Origin of the sequence: Nocardia brasiliensis IFM 10847 (genome assembly GCF_000710915.1) — a bacterium.
Taxonomy (GTDB): domain Bacteria; phylum Actinomycetota; class Actinomycetes; order Mycobacteriales; family Mycobacteriaceae; genus Nocardia; species Nocardia brasiliensis_A.
The window spans coordinates 1-17,994 of the sequence record NZ_BAUA01000116.1 but is presented as its reverse complement, the minus strand read 5'-3'; the positions used below and the strand labels follow the sequence as shown (position 1 = coordinate 17,994).

Below are 17,994 nucleotides of genomic sequence, written 5' to 3'. Positions count from 1 at the left end.
TCCGCGTCGGCGCCGGGTGCCGTCGCGTCCGTGGATCTGACCACCTGAGCCTAGCGACCACCCGGTACCTTCGACAGTCGCCGACCTCGAGGCCCCGCTCAGGCCACTGATTGTGGTGGCTTGCCGTCGGTCGGCCGGGTGGGGATAGTCGGTCGATGATGTGTACACGGATCATGGCTGGGGCGGTTGGAGTCGTGGTCTCGGTGGCGGTCGCGCTGGCAACGCCGGCGACGGCGGGGGCAGGCGAGGCACCGGGAACGGTGACGCAGCTGGCGGAACTCACCGGGCGATTTCGAGTGGACGGCGCGGCGACCGCGCAACGGCTGACCTATTGGTCGCGCGGACCGCGCGGACCGATGGAGAGCACCGGGGTGGTCTACCTGCCACCGGGACCGACGCCGCCGGGCGGCTGGCCGATCGTCGCCTACGCGCACGGCACCACGGGTATCGCCGATCAGTGCGCGTTCACCCTGGAACCCCGGCCCTATTATCTCGACACGCTGTACCCCGAGCTGCTGCGTGCCGGCTACGCGGTGGTGATCACGGATTACGTCGGGCTCGGCACGCCCGGCACGCATCCTTACTTGGACGGACCGTCGCAGGCGCGCAGCGTGATCGATGCGGTCCGCGCCGCGAAAACGATCCGGCCGGAGCTCGGCGCCAAATGGGCGACGCTCGGCCAATCGCAGGGTGCGCAGGCGGCGCTGTTCACCGCCGCGCTCGCGCCGGCCGACGCGCCGGAACTGCAGCTGCGCGGTGCCGCGGCCACCGGGCCGCCGTCGAATCTCGAGCTGGCGATCGCCATCGCGGGACCGTGGATTCCGCGCCTGCCGTTGGAGAAGACGCCCGCCTATGTGGCGATGCTGCTGGCCGGATTGCGGGCCAGCGCACCGGAACTCGACGTCGACAGCTATCTGACACCGACCGGTCTGGCGGCTTTGCGGGTGGTGGAGACCGAATGCATCACCGACGCCAACGCGCGGCTGGCCGAGGTGCCGATCGGGGCGATGCTGGCCAAGCCGCTCGACGATCCGGCGCTGTGGTCCGCCGCCCGGGCCATGTTGCAGATTCCGACCTCGGGCTATACCGTCCCGCTGTTCATCGGCCAGGGTCTGACCGATATGGAAGTGCCCGCGCCGCTGACCGCGAAGCTGATCGCCGAGCTGTATCTGTCCGGCACCGACCTGGAGACCCACGTCTATCCCGGCGACCATCTCGGCGCGGCCCGGACCTCGCTGCCCGACTCGCTGGCGTTCCTGCATCGCGTCCTCGATCCGGCCTGACGATTCGCATCGGGTGCAACGACCGCTCGAGTTCGCGCTCGAGCGCGGTCGTTGCGTGTTTCGATGTTCGGAATTCACGGAAGAATGAGGAATAAGTGCACGCGATGCACGGATGCGCACCGTGCTGATGTGCAGAATATGTTGAGAATGGCGAATTTCCGGCCGTTTCGTTGCGGAAGATATTCAGTGCCACAGGGATCGGCAGGGGAGTCGGCGTAATCCGGGACGTACCTTGCCGTCCACGGTGACGGTGAGTCCGGCATGCAGGGCGGCCGAGGTGAACTCCCAGGCTTCGGTGTTGCTCGCGGCGTATTCGAGAATCAGCGCGTCCTCGGGGGTCGGGCCGTCGAAGTAGACGGTGACCCGCCGAGTCGGCGCCTCCTCGACGTGCGAGTCGTACGCGAGTCTGTGTGCAGTGCCGTCCATGCCACCGTCTCCTTTTCCGCCGGCCGGTAACCGCTCCGGTAAGTGTGAAGGTAAGGGGGACACCATGGCTTAGAACATGTTCCGTCTTGTTGGCTGGACATGTCACAGGGACGCTAGGGGTCGATGGGGCTGCGTCACGAGCGAATGCGCCGCCACGTCACAGACCGGTCGCTCCAAACTTGTGAATTCTCAACACGATCTCCGCAGCCGGTGCCGCTCGACGGAGAAATTGTCGAGGATGATCACAACGTTGGACCATTCGAGAGGTACCGATCGATGAGCCAGGCCCCACGTTCGGCGGGGGGAGCGTCCCGCACCCGACTCGGCCGCGCATTCGGCGCCATGGCGGCCGGTGTGATGTTGGTGGCGACCATGGCGGGAGTGGGCCACAGCGCACCGCTCTATCCGGCCCCCGATCCCGATCCCTTCTACGCGACACCGTCGGATATCGCGGACCGGCAGCCGGGCGACGTGCTCGCCACCAAGCCGATGCCGCCGCTGCCGATCTTCCCCGACACCACGGTGACCCTGGTGCGGTTCCGTTCCACCAGTTCCGAGGGCAAGCCCATCGCCGCGACCACCACCGTGCTCACGCCGCGTGCCCACATGCCGGACGGGCCGCTGCTTTCCTTCCAGCACATCATCAACGGGCTCGGCGCCGAGTGCTCGGTGTCCAAGGTCCTCTACACCGGCGACCCGAACCTGGTCGTGCGGGAGGCGCCGGGCTGGAATGTGCTGCTGCAGCGCGGCTGGACGGTCGCGCTGCCGGACCATCTCGGCCCGAACTTCGCCTACGGCGCCGCGAAACTCGGCGGGCAGATCACCCTGGACGGCATCCGCGCGGTCAAACAGGTCGCCGAACTCGGTGTGCGGCACAGCAAGACCGCGATGGTCGGCTACTCCGGCGGTGGCATGGCCACCGCGTGGGCGGCCGCGCTGGCGCCGAGGTACGCGCCGGAGCTCGAGTTGGCCGGCGCCGCGATGGGCGGCGTGCCGATGAACCTGGTCAAGATGCTCGAAGCGCTCGGACTCAGCTCGCATCCGGTGTTCGGACTGGCACTGGCGGCCGGTCTGGGGTTGGAACGCGAATACCCCGACCGCTTTCCGCTCAGTGATCAGCTGAACGAGCGGGGTCTCGCGGCTCGCGCGCAGATCGCGAACAGTTGCACCAACGACATCTTGGCAGCGGGTGCCGGTCGCGGCGCGCTCGATTTCGCGAAGACCACCTCGATGATCAACGACAGCACCGCGCGCGGCGTGGTCGAGGAGAACAGCCTGGAACTCTACGACGGCGTGCCGAAAACACCGGTGTTCGAGTGGCATTCGCCGATCGACGGCCTGATTCCGGTGGACGCGGTGGTGAACACCGATCGGCGCTGGTGTGCAGCGGGTGCGACCGTGCAGTCCGAGCAGATTCCGGTGCCCGATCACCTGACCGCGGCGGTGCTGGGCATCCCGGCGGCACTGGGTTGGCTGGACGCGCGCTTCCGTGGGGAGCGGGCCCCGAGCAACTGCTGAACGAAACGGGGATCCTCGGCTCGGTTGTTGCGGTTCGGCCACGTGTCTCCTACGACTCGGCCGCTTTGCGGGGATCGCGCGGACCGGGCGGGTTAGCCTGACCATCTGGCCTCGGTAGCAAAGGGGACTTTCCGAGGGCCGAAGGTCGCATCTCCGGGCGCCAGGGTAACCCGATGTTCGCACCCAAAGGCGTGTGCCATGAGATGCTTTTCCGCCATTGCCGTGGCACTGCTGCTGATGTACCCGGCCATGTCGGGGCAGGCGGCCGCCGAGCCGCCGCCTGCCCCACCCGGTCTGCCCGCGTTGCCGTCGCTGCCCGAACTCTTTCCGCAGCTTCTGGACGTGCCGTTGCCGAACGCGCCTGCGCCCCTGCATGAATTGATCGATCAGGTCATTCCGCCACCGCCGATCGCCGCCGCGCCGATCGAACCGTCGCCGGTATGGGAGGCGACCAGTGCGCCGGCGCCGGTGCTCGCGTTGCGAGCCGCGGTGCGGCCGGAGAACGTGGGCGACCCGATCTTCGACGCGTGGCCGGCGAACCTGGCCGACCTTGCGCTCGGCGAGGTCATCGAGGTCAGGGACGTCACGGCGACCACCGCACCCCTGCTGGTGCTGCCGATCCAGCGCGCGCAGCTGCTGAAGTACCGGACCACCGACGCCAACGGCAATCCCTCCTTCGCCACCGCGACCCTCGTGGTGCCCGCCGCAACGTGGCCCGGCCCGGGCCCGCGGCCCGTGGTGGTCAACAACCTGCCGATCGATGCGCTCGGCCGGGTCTGCACTCCCGGATACACACTGGCCCACGGCCTGAACTCGGAAACCAGCGTCACCGATTTCATTCCGCCCACTACCCATATCGCGGCGCTGCGCGGCTATGCGGTGCTCATCCCCGATCACGAGGGTCCGTGGATGGCCTATGCCGAGCCGGTCACCGCAGGCCATGCCGTGCTGGACGCGATCCGCGCGGTGCGTGCGCTGCTGCCGGAAGAGTTCGGCGCCAGCCGGTTCGGCCTCACCGGCTATTCGGGCGGCGCCATCGCGACGCACGGCGCGGTGAAACTGATCGCGGGCTACGCGCCGGAGCTGACCGACCGGATCGTCGGCGCGGCGCTCGGCGGGGTGCCCGCCGACTATGAGATCCTCGCCCGCAGCATGAACGGCAATCTCGCCTCGGCGGTGTTCATGGCCGCGGTGTTCGGGATCGGCCGGGAACGACCGGAAATCCTGACCAGGATGAACAACCTGGCGCAATGGGTGGCGACCTCGCCGCTGAAGAACGCGTGCGGCAGCACCTACGGGGCGATCGGTGTGCTGATGCTGCCGATCGACATCGCCGCGAACATCCCCGATCCGTTGCATTCCGCGCTCGCGACCGAGATCTACCAGGTGACGAGGATGCCCGGGATGCCTTCGGCGACACCGCTCTACATCTACAACGGGGAACAAGAGTTCTGGATCCCCGCCGAGGGGGCGCGCAATCTCTACCGCGAGCAGTGCGCGCTCGGCGTGCCCGCGGTGTATCGGAGCGTGCCGGGGGAGCACATCATCGCGGCCGGGCTCGGCTACCCGGAGGCGATGCACTGGCTGGATCAACGGCTGCAAGGCCTCGACGCACCGAACGAGTGCTGAGCATTTGCCACGGTAGCGGTGGGCTGTCCAGGCCCCTGAACGGTTTTGTTACAGATCACGGCCGCGGCCGCGATGTAAGACGGACGATCCACAACTCACAAGGGCGATCGGGCGGCGTCCGGACCCACCGCCCGCGCTGTGCGACTCGGCCGCGGTTTCGGTAGTGTTGGCCGGTCCGGGCGAGCTAGACGCTTCGGATTCGCGAAAGAGGCACATGAACGACATCACGATCACCGCGTCGGAACAGGCACAGGCCCTGGTGGGCCGCCACTATCGGATGACCGAGCACTACGAGGTGGGGCGCGAGAAGATCCGCGAGTTCGCGCGGGCGGTCCAGGAGCAGCATCCGGCGCACTGGCACGAGGAAGCCGCGGCCGAACTCGGCTACGACGGTCTGCTCGCGCCGATGACCTTCACCTCGATCATGCTGATGTTGATGCAGCGCAAGATGTTCGAGTCCGTACTGACGGCCTACGACATCGGTCAGGTGCTGCAGACCGAGCAGACGATCCAGGTGCATCGGCCGGTCCTGGCGGGCGACCGGCTCGAATGCGTCTCGTACATCGAGTCGTTCCGGCAGTTCGGCGACAAAGACTTCATGGTGACCAGGAACGTGCTCACCAACCAGCACAAGGAACTGCTGCAGACCGCGACCTCGACCGCTGTGGCGCAGACCGGCGTGGCGATCGCCGCCGAACTGCGCACCGCCGTCGACGGCGTCATCATGACCGGTCAGTCCGGGGCCGACCGGCTGGACGCGGCCGCGCGGCGGGCGAGCCTGGGTGAGGAATCCGGCATCGTCGAGTGTTTCGACGAAACGCCCGTGGCCGATCCGCGCGATCGCGCCAGGACCCCGCACACCGTGCCCCGCTTCGAGGACCTCGCGGTGGGCATGGAACTGCCGCCGCGTTCGGTGCTGCTCTCACGCGGTGATCTGGTGAATTACGCAGGCGTGTCCGGGGATTCGAATCCGATCCACTTCAGCGACGAGGTCGCGCGCAGCGCGGGGCTGCCCGACGTGGTGGCGCACGGCCTGCTGACGATGGGACTCGGCGCCGGATACCTCACCTCCTGGCTGGGCGACCCGGCCGCAGTCACCGGATACGGCGTGCGGTTCGCGGGGTTCGCGCCCGTCGCGGCGACCAAGGCGAGCGTGCTCGAATTCCGCGGCAAGATCAAAGATCTCGACGCCGAACGGCGCACGGCAACCGTCGCGCTCACGGCCACGTGTGACGGCCGGAAGCTGTTCGGTCGTGCGACAGCCGACGTCGCACTGCGCTGAGCGGGGCGCGGACGGATCGGGCGCAGATCGAGCACGACTCGCCGTAGTAGCGCCAGGGTCTTCGGTCAGTAGAAACCGACAAGCTTCACATGGCAGACTCGGTGAATGCGTGCTGCGGAAGTACGACAGTCGACCGATACGTCGCGCGCCGGCGCGACGCCGGCGGGCGGACCCACCGTATTGCGCATGGTGCTCGGCGGTCGGCTGCGTAAACTCCGCGAGACGGCCGGTATCAGCCGGGAGGACGCGGGCGAGGCGATCCGCGGTTCGCATTCGAAGATCAGCCGGCTCGAGCTCGGCCGCACCGGCTTCCGTGAGCGGGACCTGATCGATCTGCTGCACCTCTACCAGGTCACCGATCCGGCGGAAATCGACGAATACCTGGAACTCGCGCAGCAGGCGAACGCGTCGGGCTGGTGGCATCGCGACAGTGACTGGTTGCCCAAGTGGTACGACACCTACCTGGGCTTGGAACAGGCTGCGACACTGGTCCGCTCGTACGAACCGCGGGCCGTGCCGGAACTGTTGCAGACACCGGAATACGCGCGTGCGCTGCTCTCGCTGGCGCATTCGGGTGAGCCGCAGGCCGCGATCGAGCGACGGGTCGCGCTGCGCATGGGCCGGCAGGAGATCCTGGACCGCAAGCACCCGCCGCAGCTGTGGGTGGTCGTGGAGGAGGCCGCGCTGCGCCGCCCGATCGGCGGCTCCACGGTGTGGAACGCGCAGATCGAGCACCTGCTGCGCGCGGTGGCCCGGCCGAACGTCACCCTGCAGGTACTGGCCGACCATGTCGGCGGCCCGGCGCTCGCCGAGGGCGCGTTCACCATGCTGCGTTTCGCCGAATCGGATCTGCCCGACATCGTCTATCTGCAGCAGCTCACCAGCGCGCTCTATCTGGAGAAGCAGGTCGACCTGGACGCGTATCGCGCTGTGGCGAACCAACTTTCGGTGCACGCCGCGCCCCCGGAGTACACCGTCGGTCTGTTGGAGGCGTTGCGCAGGCGGCAGCCGCGGATTCTCGATCAGCCCGCCGGTCCGGCCTGATCCACCACCGTCCGCGAAGTATTGTCTCGACGGGACAATAAGGTGGTAAGCTGCGGGTATGAGCGACACCGGTGTCGATCTCGATGGCCGTAGGCTGCGCACCAGGCGCAGCCGGGAAGCGCTGTCGCGTGCCGCGTTCGACCTGCTGAACGAGCGAGGTCTGGGCGCGGTGGCCGTCGAGGACATCGCGGTACGGGCGGGTGTCACCCGGCGCACCTTCAGCCGGCATTTCGCCTCCATCACCGAGGCGGTGCTGGGCGAGGTCGACCAAGACGTGCACCTCTTCAACGAGGCGCTCTGCCGTCGGCCGCTCGGCGAGTCGCCCTTGGCGGCATATCGCAACGCCGTGCACGACTGGTTCGACGCCGAATACGGCGGCGCGCGGTCGGTGCGGCTGGCCAGGCGGTGGACGTTATTCCAGCGATTCGAAGACGAGCCCGAATTGTTTGCCGGATATCAGCGAATCCGGGTCGAGGGTCAGCGAGAATCGGTGCGGATCATCGCCGGACGACTCGGTGTCGACCCGGTGCTCGACCTGCGTCCGGCCGCCGCGGTCGCCGCGGGCGCGGGCTTGTTGATGGCGGCATTGCAGACCTGGGCCGCCGGCGACGATCCGGATCGTTTGCCCGACCTGATCGACGGGTACTTCGACACCCTGGTCGCACTCACCACCGAATTCCGGAACGAGGAGTCACCGTCATGACCACAGGGTCGGTGAATATGTACCGCAGGACCTGCCGCCGCGTCGGGCTGGATCGAAACCCGATGCGCCGCAGAGAAGATCGCGTGCAAACCTTGGTCGCCGCCGGATTGCTGCTGTTGTTCGCGCTGCTCGTGCCGCTGCTGGTGCTGACCGTGGGCGCCACCGTGTATCGCACCGAAACCGCTGCGGTGCAAGCGGAAATCGCCGAACTGCACCGGGTCGAGGCGGTGGTGACCGCGACCGGAAAAGCGCCGCTGTACGCGCCGATCATGCCGGCGAAGGTGTCCTGGACCGACGCCGAAGGGATCGCGCACACCGAGGACTATCAGTCGACCACGGTGGTGGAACCCGGTCAGAACGTGACCATTTGGCTCAACGGCGCCGGCCGCATCGTCGAGCCGCCGTCGGAAACCCAGGCCCTAAGCAAAGCGGTGCTGCTCACCGGCGGCGCCCTCTTCGGCGCGGTGACGGTCCTCGCGGGTTGCTACTTCGGACTGCGTCACCGCCTCGACCGCAAGCGCCTGCGGATGTGGGAAATGGAATGGGCCACAGCCGATCTGCGCTGGGGTAGCCACAGCTGAAGAATAGTGCAGCGTGCCCGCCGACGAGGGTAGGCGTACCTCCGCATCCGCTCCGGCCGTGCGCGGCTGAAGGCGGACTACGTCCGGCAGCGCCCAGTAGGGTGCAGGCGACGGGCCCGCTGCGGTGCCGGGGTTCTATCGCGGCGAACGACGACCGGGCACGAAAATGACACTAGAGGACCGAAGTCCAGCCCGGCGATGCGTGCGACCTTATCCCGGATACTTGATGAACGAAGACTCGGTTATGTTGTGAGACAACACAACCGGGCCATTCCAAGTCACACCGGCATCAGGCTGTGCTTGCGCGGATTCGGCTTCGCCGTGTCCTTCTCCCGCAGCAACCGCAGCGCCTTACGGATCTCCAGGCGCGTCTGCGCCGGTTCGATGACCGCGTCCACGTACCCGCGCTCGGCGGCGATCCAGGGCGTCGCGATGGTCGCGTTGTAGAAGTCGATCATCTGCTCGCGCGCGGCGGCGCGCTGCGCGAGCGGGGTCGCTTCGAGCTGCTTGCGGCCGATGATGCCGACCATGCTCTCCGCGCCCATCACCGCGATGCGTGCCGTCGGCCAGGCGAGGCTGATATCGGCGCCGAGTTGCTTGCAGCCCATCACGGCGTAGCCCCCGCCGTAGGCCTTGCGGGTCACCACCGTCACGATCGGCACGGTCGCTTCGATCACCGCGCGGAAGAACCGTCCGCCGCGCTTGATGACGCCGTTGCGTTCCTCCTCGACGCCGGGCAGCACGCCCGGGGTGTCGACGACGAACACCAGCGGCAGGCCGAAGGCGTCGCACAGCCGGATGAAATGGGTGGCCTTGTCCGAGCACTGCGCGTCCAGCGCGCCGCCGAGCACCTGCGGCTGGTTGGCGATCACCCCGACGCTGCGGCCGTCGACCCTGGCGAAGCCGGTGATCAGGTTCTGCGCGGTGGCCGCGGCCATCTCGTGGAACTCGCCGTCGTCGAACATCCGCAGCAGGACCTCGTGCATGTCGTAGCCGACCTTGTCCGAGTCCGGAATGATCGAGTTCAGTTCCAGGTCGTGCGCGGTGAGTTCCGGCTCCAGGCCCGGGTTCACCAGCGGCGGCTGTTCCAGGCAGCTGGTGGGCAGATAGCTCAGGTAGTTGCGCACCCAGTCGAACGCGGCCTGCTCATCGGGCGCGACGTGGTGCAGCGTGCCGTTCACGGCCTGGACGGCGGCGCCGCCGAGTTCCTCTGCGCTGACCACCTCGCCGGTGACCGCCTTGATCACCTCGGGCCCGGTGACGAACATGTACGACTTCTCCGTCGCCACCAGCACGTCCATGTTGACCGGGCCGTACACCGAACCCGCCGCGCACTTGCCGAGCATGATCGCCACCATCGGCACGTATCCGGACAGCTCCTCCTGACGCCGGCACATCAGCGCGTACCAGGCCAGCGAAGTCACGGCGTCCTGGATGCGGGCGCCGCCGGAGTCGTTGATCGCGACCACGGGGCAGGCCTTCTCGTAGGCGAACTCCATCGCGGCCGCGACCTTGCGGCCGAACATTTCACCGACCGAGCCGCCGTGCACGGTCTGGTCGTGCGCGATCACCACGACGGGTCGTCCGTCGATGGTGCCGCGGCCGGTGACGACGCCGTCGCCGTACATCGCGTTGTTCGCGCCCGGCTGCCGAACCAGCTTGCCCATCTCCACGAAACTGCCCGTGTCGAGCAGCGCGCGCACCCGCTCGCGGGCGCTGGGTATGCCTTTCGCCTTGCGTTTCGCGATGCCGGTCTCGCCCGCGGGTTCCTCGGCCAGCTCCAGGATCCCCCGCAGCTCTTCCAGCTTGTCTCGCGTACCGCTCATGTGTGGTGTAGCCCTTCGAAAACTTTGCCGCGTCGCCGGACGGGGGCGCAGCGCTCGATGGTATCCGTGGACCGTGTCGCTGCACACCTGCCGGTCGTTACCGATGGGACAGTTCACAGGTTTACCCGGCTCCCGCTCCGGTCCGGCGGGCCTCGGTGCGACCTGCGTACTCGGGCGCGAGTTGTGCGAAACACCAGCCGTCGCCGCAGGTTGCGATGAGTGTTCATGACAGCCGCGGCTTCACCTTTTGAAGGCATGCGGCGGGTTCTAGGGTGGGCTCGACGCAGCGCCGGAATGCGCGGTCGGCGCTGCGTCATTCCCTGGTGCCGAGGGGGATCGGGCATCGGCCGGATATCGCGGTGAACGTATTGTGTTGCCGGTCAACAGAAGAAATCCGCACTGAAGCGATCGCTATGTCGAAAATCACTCGCAGGCTTGTGATTTCGCCCAATGGGAGCAGCGAAGGCTGATGACTTACCCGATTCCTCCGGCGTATCCCGATTCGATCACGATCCGTCGCTAGCCTTTGTCAGTCATGACGGCTATGCGGATGAGTTCGGGCACCGAGAGTCTCGCGTCGAAACTGCTGGACTACTTGGCGCAACACAGCGGTGGTGGTCTGCACGGCGACGTCGCGCGGACCACGCGCAACTGTGTGGTGGCGGCGGTGGAGCGGCGGACGCCACGATGGCAGGCGGCGCTGGGCGAACCACCCGAAATCGCGGGCATCGCAACACGATCGGCGCGCGAGGGCGTCGCACTGGAAACGGTGCTCGGCGCCTACCACGACGAAATCCGTTCCGGCCTGGAATTCGTCGCCGCGGGCACCGAGAACGACGAGCTGGTCGCGGGGGCGCAATTGATCTTGCAGGTACTGGAGATGGTCACGCTCACCGCCTCGACCGCCTATGTGGACGAGCATCGGCTGGTCGCCCGCGAACACCAGACCGCTGCACAGACTTTGGTCGCCGCGCTGCTCGGCGGGCACGCACTGGGGGAGCTGGCGGCGCAGACCGGGATCGCGATCGCCGCGCGGTATCAGGTGGTGGCGCTGCACATCCCGGCGCACCCGGACGAGCGAAGACCGGGTGCCGGAACCGTGGCCGCGCGGCGCAAACTGCGCAGGTTGCAGGCGGCGCTGGCCGATCCGCTCGGGTCCCGGGCCTTGCCGCTGCTCTCGGCGGCGGGCGGGACGATCCTGGTTCCGGTCGACGCCCCGCACGCGCGGGTCGGCGCGCCCGCGATGACGGCCGACGTGCTCACCCTGCTGAGCGAGGCCGCCGAGGTGTCGCTGACCGCGGTGGTGGCCGCGGGCGAGACCGCGTGCATCCCCGAATTGGCCGCGCACACCCACGACCTGCTCGACCGGATGCGGGCGGCGGGCCGGCCGCCCGGTCTGTATCGGGTCTGTGAGCCGGTGGTGGCGCCGGATTGTGATGCCGAACAGCCGGGCCGAGTTCCGGTCGTCACCTCCACCAATGATCACGAAATAGGCCGTTCGGCCTGATATTTCCGCGTTATCGTCGAAATCGGCGTGCGCACCGCGCCGAGCAGAGGAGTGCGAGTGACCACCGCGTTGACCGATACGGATATTCTCCGCGAACTGGAACCGGTCGCCGAGCGCCTGCTCGATGATCATTTGCGCAAGACCAAGGCGTGGCACCCGCACGACTATGTGCCCTGGGATGATGGGCGGAATTTCGCCGCGCTCGGCGGAATTGATTGGGCGCCCGAGCAATCGAAGCTCACCGCGGTGGCCCGGATCGCGATGGTGACCAACCTGCTCACCGAGGACAATCTGCCCTCCTATCACCGGGAGATCTCGGAATCGTTCTCCCTCGACGGTGTTTGGGGCACCTGGGTGGGGCGCTGGACTGCCGAGGAGAACCGGCACGCGATTGTCATGCGCGACTATTTGGTGGTCACCCGCGCGGTGGACCCGGTGGCGCTGGAGCAGGCCAGGATGGCGCATATGACGACGGGTATCGCGAAACCCGTTAAAGGACCGCAGTTTCTGCGTTCTGTCGCTTATGTGACACTCCAGGAATTGGCCACCAGAATCAGTCACCGGAACACCGGTATCGCGTGCAATGAGCCTGTCGCCGAGCGTATGCTGCAACGTATTGCCGCCGATGAAAACCTGCACATGATCTTTTACCGCAACATCAGCGCCGCGGCACTCGACCTGCTGCCGAACGAGATGCTGCGTGCCGTCACCGATATCGTCACGCGCTTCCAGATGCCGGGTTTGACCCAGCCGAACTTCCGCCGCAACGCCGTCGTGCTCGCCAAACATGGCATCTACGACCTCCGGCAACACCTGGACACCGTGGTACAGCCGGTTTTACGGGCGTGGCGCGTGTTCGAGCGCACCGATTTGTCCGGCGACGGCGAACGCGCACGCGACGAGCTGGCAGCCTACCTCGACGAATTGGCGCAGAAGGCAACGCGATTCGAGGAGCAACGCGACCGAGTAGCGGCAAGACAGGCAGAACGAGCCGCCGCGGCGCAATGAGTACCCGAGGGCCGATCACCGCGGCGGCGATGGTAGCCATCGCCGTGCTGGCCGGTGTGCCCGCGCAGGCGGACGACGTGCCCGGTGTGCCGAGCGCTCCGCCGCCCGCGATCGATCCCGCGATGACCAGGACCGGACTGCTGTCCATCGAGAGCACCGGACCGCAGCGGGACCGCCTGAAGATCGCGTCCGCGGCTATGCGCCGGGTGATCGAGGTGGACGTGTTGCGCGGCACCGGCGCGGCACCGCGCCCGACGCTGTATCTGCTCGACGGCGTCGACGGCGAGACCACCTCGGGCTGGCTCAGCAAGGGCGGCGCGGCGGAGTTCTTCGCGGACAAGCCGGTGGACGTGGTGCTGACCAGCGGCGGTACCGGCAGCATGTACAGCGATTGGGTGCGCCACGACACCGCGCTCGGACTCAATCGGTGGGAGACCTTCCTGACCGAGGAACTGCCGCCGATCGTGGAATCGCTGCTGAAGGCCGACGGACGCCGGGCCATCGCGGGCGTGTCCATGGGCGCGCAGGCGGCGATGATGCTGGCGCAGCGCCATCCGGGTCGCTACCGCGCCGTCGCGGGCATGAGCGGCTGCTATTCCACCGCCGACCCGCTCGGTCACGCGGTCACCACGATCACCGTGGCCTCGCGCGGCGGGAATGTCGAGAACCTCTGGGGGCCACCGACTTCTCCGGAGTGGGCCGCCCACGACAGCCTGCTCGGCGCGTCGGCGCTGCGCGGCACCGCGATCTATCTGTCGGCCGCCACCGGCACGCCGACCGGCGCCGATCTGGTGTCGATCGCGCAGTCGCCGTCGATCGTCGACGCGCTGCGGCTGGCCGGCGGCGGCGCCGCGCTGGAAGCGGGGGCGCGCACCTGCACTGAACGCTTCGCGGGGCGACTGCACGAGCTGAAGATCCCCGCCGTCGTCGAATACGCGCCCGAGGGCATGCACACCTGGCCTGATTTCGAAGCCCAGCTGCCGCGGGCCTGGCGGGTCTTGGCCGAGGCGTTGGCGCTGCCGTCGCCGAAGTGACGGGGAATCACCGCTCGGCGCACGCGTTGAGACTGGTATGACCTCGGCACTTCCCTCCGTCCGGTTCTCCGTCCTGGACCGCTCCCGCGTCCGGCGCGGCCAGAGCCATGCCGCGGCGTTGCGCGACACGATCGAGTTCGCGCGGCTCGCGGAGGAATGGGGCTATCACCGATTCTGGGTGTCGGAGCACCACGGCGTGCCCGGCGTCGCCGGGTCGGCGCCGACGGTGCTGGCCGCGGCCGCCGCGGCGGCGACCGCGCGCATCCGGATCGGCACCGGCGGAGTCATGCTGCCCAACCATCAGCCGTTGATCGTCGCCGAACAGTTCGGCGTGCTGGAATCGCTGTATCCGGGCCGGATCGACATGGGTCTGGGCCGCTCGGTCGGCTTCACCGACGGGGTCCGGCGCGCCCTCGGACACGACAAACGCGACGCCGAGGACTTCGACGCGCAGCTGACCGAATTGCTGGACTACTTCACCCACGGTCGGCACGGCGTGCACGGTTGGCCGGCCGAGGGTCTGCGGGTCCCGGCGTTCCTGCTGGCCACCGGGTCGGGCGCGGAGCGGGCGGCCCGTTTCGGGTTGCCGTTGGTGATCGCGGCGGTCGGCGGGCCGGATCGGATGATCGAGGCGATCGCGCGGTACCGCGACGGATTCCAGGCCACCGCTTGGGGCGTCGAGCCGTATGTCATGGTCTCGGGCTCGGTCGTGATCGCCGATACCACCGAGCAGGCGCGGCGGCTGCTGCTCCCCGAGGCGTGGTCGGCCGCGTACTCGCGCACGCGCGGCGAGTTTCCGGCCTTGATCCCGCCCGCGGAGATCGAGGCGATGAGCATGACCGAGCGGGAACGCCGGATCTTCGAGGAGTCGTCGGCCGGGCACGTGCACGGCACCGAAGACGAGGTCGCCGAACAACTCGAGCAATGGGTGAGCGCCACCGGCGCCGACGAGATCCTGGTACACACCAGCACCTACGATCGCGCGGCGCGCCTGGAGTCGCACCGGCGGCTGGCCCGGGTGGCCGGATTGACCTCCGCGCGAACGGAATCGGCCGCCTGAACACTCAATCCTGTACGGGCAACGCGACTTCGGCGGCCGCATAGCCGAATACCGTGCGGCCGCTGGACCGGGCGTCGATCGCGATGGTGGCACGGCGGCGCCGTGCGTCGACCGCGGTGACCCGGCCGGTGAATTCGATCTCGCAGGTCGCCGCCGGGCCGATCCGTAGATAGTGCGTGTAGTGCGCGAACTGGGCGCGCAGCCGGGTGATCGCGGCCGGTTCGCCGAGACGCGAGCCGACGAAGGCCGCGGCCAAGCCGAGTTTCAGCATGCTCGGTGCGGTGCTCGCGGGCAGCGTGTAGTCCGTGGCCGACGCTGTGCCGGGAGTGTCGGGGGCGCGGTCGCCGACGATCGCGGCGAAGTCCAGGATGTCGTCACGGGAGAGCCGAACCGTCTGTGCGGGCAGCATGGTGCCCACGGTCAGGGTATGGAAGGCATTGTGGCGCAGCTGGAATGGCGTAGTCCGAAGCCGCGTGGGCAGACGACGCCCGGTGCGCCGGGGACGAGGCGCGGACTGCGCACGCGTCCTGATAGCGCGGACCGTCTCGGCCAGGCGCGGTCCGCTCGACCCGGTATGTGCGAGCAGTGCGGTGGAGCCGGTCTGCACCGGCGCGCCGTGCTGGTCGGTGAGCACACTCTTGATCGTCAGGACGTCGTAATCGGCGAACTGGCGAAATGACTCGATCGTAAGGTCGCCGGTCAGCCGATCACCCGCGACCAGCGGCCGCATGGCATCGAACACTTGATCCGCGTGCAGAATTCGGGCCGGTCGACAGTCGGCGAGCGCCGCATCCAGTAATTCGCTCTGGGCATCGCCGAGAATGGCGCAGGCGAATGTCGCGGGGGCGACCAGGCCGGTGAATCCGAGCTCGGCGGCGGCATCGGTACTCCAGTGCGCCGGATGGAAATCCTGGACGGCCCGGGCGAATTCGCGAATCCGGGCGGCATCGACCAGATAGGGCGCCGTCGCCCGGCACCGCTGGTCGGCCGGCGTCCACGTGTTCACCTCGGTCATCGGCCCATACTCGGCTCGCGCGTGGGGAGAGGGCTGCTGGTCGGCAGCTTTTCTGGAGAATTCACGATCCGCGGGCCGCTGTGTTTGGGAAAAGCTCCGGTGCCGGCGAACTGTGCCGTTTACCTAAGCCCGACAACGACATTGGTGAGCTGTCCAGATACCCCGGCGTGAGCTAGGTCGCACTTTCTCCCGGATTTAGCGTTGGCGCAGTTTCCACGCTGTCGAGCGGAATTTCGGCAGCGCGTCCGAGATCTTCTGCTCGAAATAGGAAGGTATGCAATGAAGCGAAGTACCTCAGGCCGTTCGACGCTCGCGGCGGCGGTGATGCTGGGTGTTTCGGTGCTCGTGCTCGGCGTCGGAGGTGTCGGCGCGAACGCCGAACCCACAGCGCAACCGACCGAACAAGAGCTGGCCGATTACATCGCGGCGGGTCGCAAGGCCGCGCCGGTCGCGGACTCGGGCAGTTCATCGGGTTCCGCGTGCAACTCCGGCAGTGGCGCGGGTTCGGGCAACGGTTCCGGCAACTGCTACGGCGGATCGGGCAGCAGTTCGGGGCTCTCGGGTGGATACGCCAGTGACACAGTCGGTTACGGGCCGCCGATGACCTCTTGGCTGGCGGCCTTCGGCTACGGCCTGGCCAATCCCGACGCCGCGCCGCCCGGCGCCAACGACTGGAACTGCAAGCCTACCGCCGCGCATCCGCGCCCGGTCGTGCTGCTGCACGGCACCTGGATGAACGCCTACAACGGCTACGCCTACATGGGCCAGCCGATCAAGGACGCGGGCTTCTGTACCTTCACGTTCAACTACGGCCGCTCCAGCGTGATCCAGGGCGGCGGGCTCGGCGCGGTGCTGCCCGGCGTGATGGGCACCGGCTACATCCAGGATTCGGCCAAGCAGCTCGCCGTCTTCGTCGACCGGGTGCTCGCGGCCACCGGCACCAGCGAGGTCGACATCGTGGCGCACTCGCAGGGCGGCTCGATGGCCAACTGGTACACCAAGTTCGAGGGCGGGGCCGAGAAGACGAAGAATCTGATCACCTACGGCGCCACCCACCACGGCACCTCGCTCGACGGCATCGGCGCGCTCGGCCGGGCGATCAATAACCTCGGCATCGATATCCTCGGCTTCATCGAGATCTTCGTGGGGCACGCGGGTATCCAGCAGACGATCGGCTCGGACTTCGTCAACCAGCTCAATGCCAACGGCGACACCGTGCCCGGCGTGGACTACACGATCGTCGGCACCCGCTACGACGAGGTCACCAACCCGTACCCGCTGACGTTCCTGCAGCCCGGGCCGGGCGCCACGGTGCAGAACATCACCCTGCAGGACGGCTGCGAACAGGACCTTTCGGACCATCTGACGATGATGTATTCGCCGCGCTCCCTGTCCATCGCGCTGCGCGTGCTCGACCCGGTCGGTCATCCGAACCTGGAGTGCACATTCAACCCGTGGGTGGTCGGCGGCGGCGGATCGCTGTAGCTACGCACGGGTGCGCGACCGAGCGGCGATCGCACGCGCCGCTCGGTCTGTACTCGTTGTAGGGGGACTGAACGAGATTCACCGGCCATTGGCCGAGCTGTCGCATCGCCTCCATCGAGCGCTGTTTTGCTCGAAGTCGCGCCGATCCGGTGCGGGCAGGTCCGGGACCACGTGCAGGGGATCCGGGCCCCCGCACCGGATCGTGTTGTTGTGCGGCAGTTCTCGGCAAGGTGTGCAGTGGAAGGCGTGCGATGAGACGAAGGTCCGCCGGTCGGTGGTCGATCGCCGCGGTGTTGACAGGTGTCGCGATGCTCGTGCTCGGGCTTGCGGCCCCGACCGTGCGCGCCGCACCGCCGGAGCCGTCGGTGGCCGCGCGGCTCGCCGAGCTGATCGGTGTGCGCGGGCGGCCCGCGCCGATCGCCGCGTCCGACAGCATCTCCGGCCTGTCCGGTGGATTCGCCAGTGACACCGTCGGTCACGGTCCGCCGCAGCGCGCGTTCCTGGCGGCTTTCGGCTACGGCCTGTTCCATCCGGACGCGGCGCCGCCGGGCAGCAACGACTGGAACTGCCGGCCGACCGCGGCGCATCCGCGT

15 protein-coding genes and 1 pseudogene are annotated in these 17,994 nt (G+C 68.0%); 13 read left to right on the top strand and 3 right to left on the bottom strand.

All coding sequences use genetic code 11. The features are described 5' to 3' along the window. The first annotated feature begins 173 nt into the window (after positions 1-173). A complete protein-coding gene (locus NBRGI_RS24845) occupies positions 174-1,283 on the top strand; it encodes a lipase family protein (protein WP_036560691.1) in 1,110 nt (369 codons plus the stop codon). A gap of 183 nt (positions 1,284-1,466) precedes the next feature. Here the strand turns inward: NBRGI_RS24845 and NBRGI_RS24840 are convergent, their stop codons facing one another. Beyond that, positions 1,467-1,709 carry a hypothetical protein gene (locus NBRGI_RS24840; protein ID WP_029899623.1) on the bottom strand — a complete coding sequence of 81 codons (243 nt, stop codon included), beginning with the start codon at positions 1,707-1,709 and terminating at the stop codon, positions 1,467-1,469. 342 nt (positions 1,710-2,051) lie between these two features. Here NBRGI_RS24840 and NBRGI_RS24835 point away from each other — a divergent pair, with 342 nt between their 5' ends. From NBRGI_RS24835 to NBRGI_RS24810, 6 genes are all read left to right on the top strand, one after another. Then, positions 2,052-3,227, top strand: a complete 1,176-nt coding sequence (locus NBRGI_RS24835) for a lipase family protein (protein ID WP_029899622.1) — start codon at positions 2,052-2,054, stop codon at positions 3,225-3,227. Positions 3,228-3,425: 198 nt separating this feature from the next. After that, positions 3,426-4,856: a lipase family protein gene (locus NBRGI_RS24830; protein WP_029899621.1), complete on the top strand. Its 1,431-nt coding sequence runs from the start codon at positions 3,426-3,428 to the stop codon at positions 4,854-4,856. Positions 4,857-5,070: 214 nt separating this feature from the next. Then, a complete protein-coding gene (locus NBRGI_RS24825; protein WP_029899620.1) occupies positions 5,071-6,138 on the top strand; it encodes a fused (3R)-hydroxyacyl-ACP dehydratase subunits HadA/HadB in 1,068 nt (355 codons plus the stop codon). A gap of 105 nt (positions 6,139-6,243) precedes the next feature. Beyond that, positions 6,244-7,182 carry a helix-turn-helix domain-containing protein gene (locus tag NBRGI_RS24820; RefSeq protein WP_029899619.1) on the top strand — a complete coding sequence of 313 codons (939 nt, stop codon included), beginning with the start codon at positions 6,244-6,246 and terminating at the stop codon, positions 7,180-7,182. A gap of 58 nt (positions 7,183-7,240) precedes the next feature. After that, complete coding sequence (locus NBRGI_RS24815; RefSeq protein WP_029899618.1) at positions 7,241-7,885, top strand: TetR/AcrR family transcriptional regulator; 645 nt, start codon at positions 7,241-7,243, stop codon at positions 7,883-7,885. Then, entirely contained in the window at positions 7,882-8,466 is a 585-nt protein-coding gene (locus tag NBRGI_RS24810) for an Rv1733c family protein (protein WP_148310943.1), read from the top strand. The genes NBRGI_RS24815 and NBRGI_RS24810 overlap by 4 nt, the downstream gene beginning before the upstream one ends. Before the next feature lie 278 nt (positions 8,467-8,744). Here NBRGI_RS24810 and NBRGI_RS24805 read toward each other — a convergent pair whose 3' ends face one another. After that, positions 8,745-10,292, bottom strand: a complete 1,548-nt coding sequence (locus NBRGI_RS24805) for an acyl-CoA carboxylase subunit beta (protein WP_029899616.1) — start codon at positions 10,290-10,292, stop codon at positions 8,745-8,747. Between the two features lie 535 nt (positions 10,293-10,827). On the opposite strand from NBRGI_RS24805, the gene NBRGI_RS24800 reads away from it, so the two are divergent. The 4 genes from NBRGI_RS24800 to NBRGI_RS24785 are packed head-to-tail and all read left to right on the top strand — an operon-like array spanning position 10,828 to position 14,901. After that, complete coding sequence (locus NBRGI_RS24800) at positions 10,828-11,799, top strand: transcriptional regulator (protein WP_235211093.1); 972 nt, start codon at positions 10,828-10,830, stop codon at positions 11,797-11,799. Positions 11,800-11,856: 57 nt separating this feature from the next. Beyond that, entirely contained in the window at positions 11,857-12,807 is a 951-nt protein-coding gene (locus NBRGI_RS24795; RefSeq protein WP_029899614.1) for an acyl-ACP desaturase, read from the top strand. Further along, entirely contained in the window at positions 12,804-13,841 is a 1,038-nt protein-coding gene (locus tag NBRGI_RS24790; protein WP_029899613.1) for an alpha/beta hydrolase, read from the top strand. The genes NBRGI_RS24795 and NBRGI_RS24790 overlap by 4 nt, the downstream gene beginning before the upstream one ends. A gap of 37 nt (positions 13,842-13,878) precedes the next feature. Next, positions 13,879-14,901: an LLM class flavin-dependent oxidoreductase gene (locus NBRGI_RS24785; protein ID WP_029899612.1), complete on the top strand. Its 1,023-nt coding sequence runs from the start codon at positions 13,879-13,881 to the stop codon at positions 14,899-14,901. A gap of 4 nt (positions 14,902-14,905) precedes the next feature. Here NBRGI_RS24785 and NBRGI_RS24780 read toward each other — a convergent pair whose 3' ends face one another. Then, positions 14,906-15,916 carry an FAS1-like dehydratase domain-containing protein gene (locus NBRGI_RS24780; protein ID WP_051728015.1) on the bottom strand — a complete coding sequence of 337 codons (1,011 nt, stop codon included), beginning with the start codon at positions 15,914-15,916 and terminating at the stop codon, positions 14,906-14,908. A 279-nt stretch (positions 15,917-16,195) separates the two neighbouring features. Between NBRGI_RS24780 and NBRGI_RS24775 the strand changes: the two genes are divergently transcribed. Both NBRGI_RS24775 and NBRGI_RS24770 read left to right on the top strand, forming a co-directional pair. After that, entirely contained in the window at positions 16,196-17,401 is a 1,206-nt protein-coding gene (locus tag NBRGI_RS24775; RefSeq protein ID WP_148310942.1) for an esterase/lipase family protein, read from the top strand. 251 nt (positions 17,402-17,652) lie between these two features. Continuing rightward, a pseudogene (locus tag NBRGI_RS24770) lies at positions 17,653-17,994 on the top strand (lipase); the annotation flags it as partial.

Excerpts from the sequence above, each read along its gene's own strand:
- NBRGI_RS24845 (WP_036560691.1), top strand. The coding sequence starts at position 174 with ATGGCTGGGGCGGTTGGAGTCGTGGTCTCGGTGGCGGTCGCGCTGGCA.
- NBRGI_RS24840 (WP_029899623.1), bottom strand. The coding sequence starts at position 1,709 with ATGGACGGCACTGCACACAGACTCGCGTACGACTCGCACGTCGAGGAG.
- NBRGI_RS24835 (WP_029899622.1), top strand. The coding sequence starts at position 2,052 with ATGGCGGCCGGTGTGATGTTGGTGGCGACCATGGCGGGAGTGGGCCAC.
- NBRGI_RS24830 (WP_029899621.1), top strand. The coding sequence starts at position 3,426 with ATGAGATGCTTTTCCGCCATTGCCGTGGCACTGCTGCTGATGTACCCG.
- NBRGI_RS24825 (WP_029899620.1), top strand. The coding sequence starts at position 5,071 with ATGAACGACATCACGATCACCGCGTCGGAACAGGCACAGGCCCTGGTG.
- NBRGI_RS24820 (WP_029899619.1), top strand. The coding sequence starts at position 6,244 with ATGCGTGCTGCGGAAGTACGACAGTCGACCGATACGTCGCGCGCCGGC.
- NBRGI_RS24815 (WP_029899618.1), top strand. The coding sequence starts at position 7,241 with ATGAGCGACACCGGTGTCGATCTCGATGGCCGTAGGCTGCGCACCAGG.
- NBRGI_RS24810 (WP_148310943.1), top strand. The coding sequence starts at position 7,882 with ATGACCACAGGGTCGGTGAATATGTACCGCAGGACCTGCCGCCGCGTC.
- NBRGI_RS24805 (WP_029899616.1), bottom strand. The coding sequence starts at position 10,292 with ATGAGCGGTACGCGAGACAAGCTGGAAGAGCTGCGGGGGATCCTGGAG.
- NBRGI_RS24800 (WP_235211093.1), top strand. The coding sequence starts at position 10,828 with ATGACGGCTATGCGGATGAGTTCGGGCACCGAGAGTCTCGCGTCGAAA.
- NBRGI_RS24790 (WP_029899613.1), top strand. The coding sequence starts at position 12,804 with ATGAGTACCCGAGGGCCGATCACCGCGGCGGCGATGGTAGCCATCGCC.
- NBRGI_RS24785 (WP_029899612.1), top strand. The coding sequence starts at position 13,879 with ATGACCTCGGCACTTCCCTCCGTCCGGTTCTCCGTCCTGGACCGCTCC.
- NBRGI_RS24780 (WP_051728015.1), bottom strand. The coding sequence starts at position 15,916 with ATGACCGAGGTGAACACGTGGACGCCGGCCGACCAGCGGTGCCGGGCG.
- NBRGI_RS24775 (WP_148310942.1), top strand. The coding sequence starts at position 16,196 with ATGAAGCGAAGTACCTCAGGCCGTTCGACGCTCGCGGCGGCGGTGATG.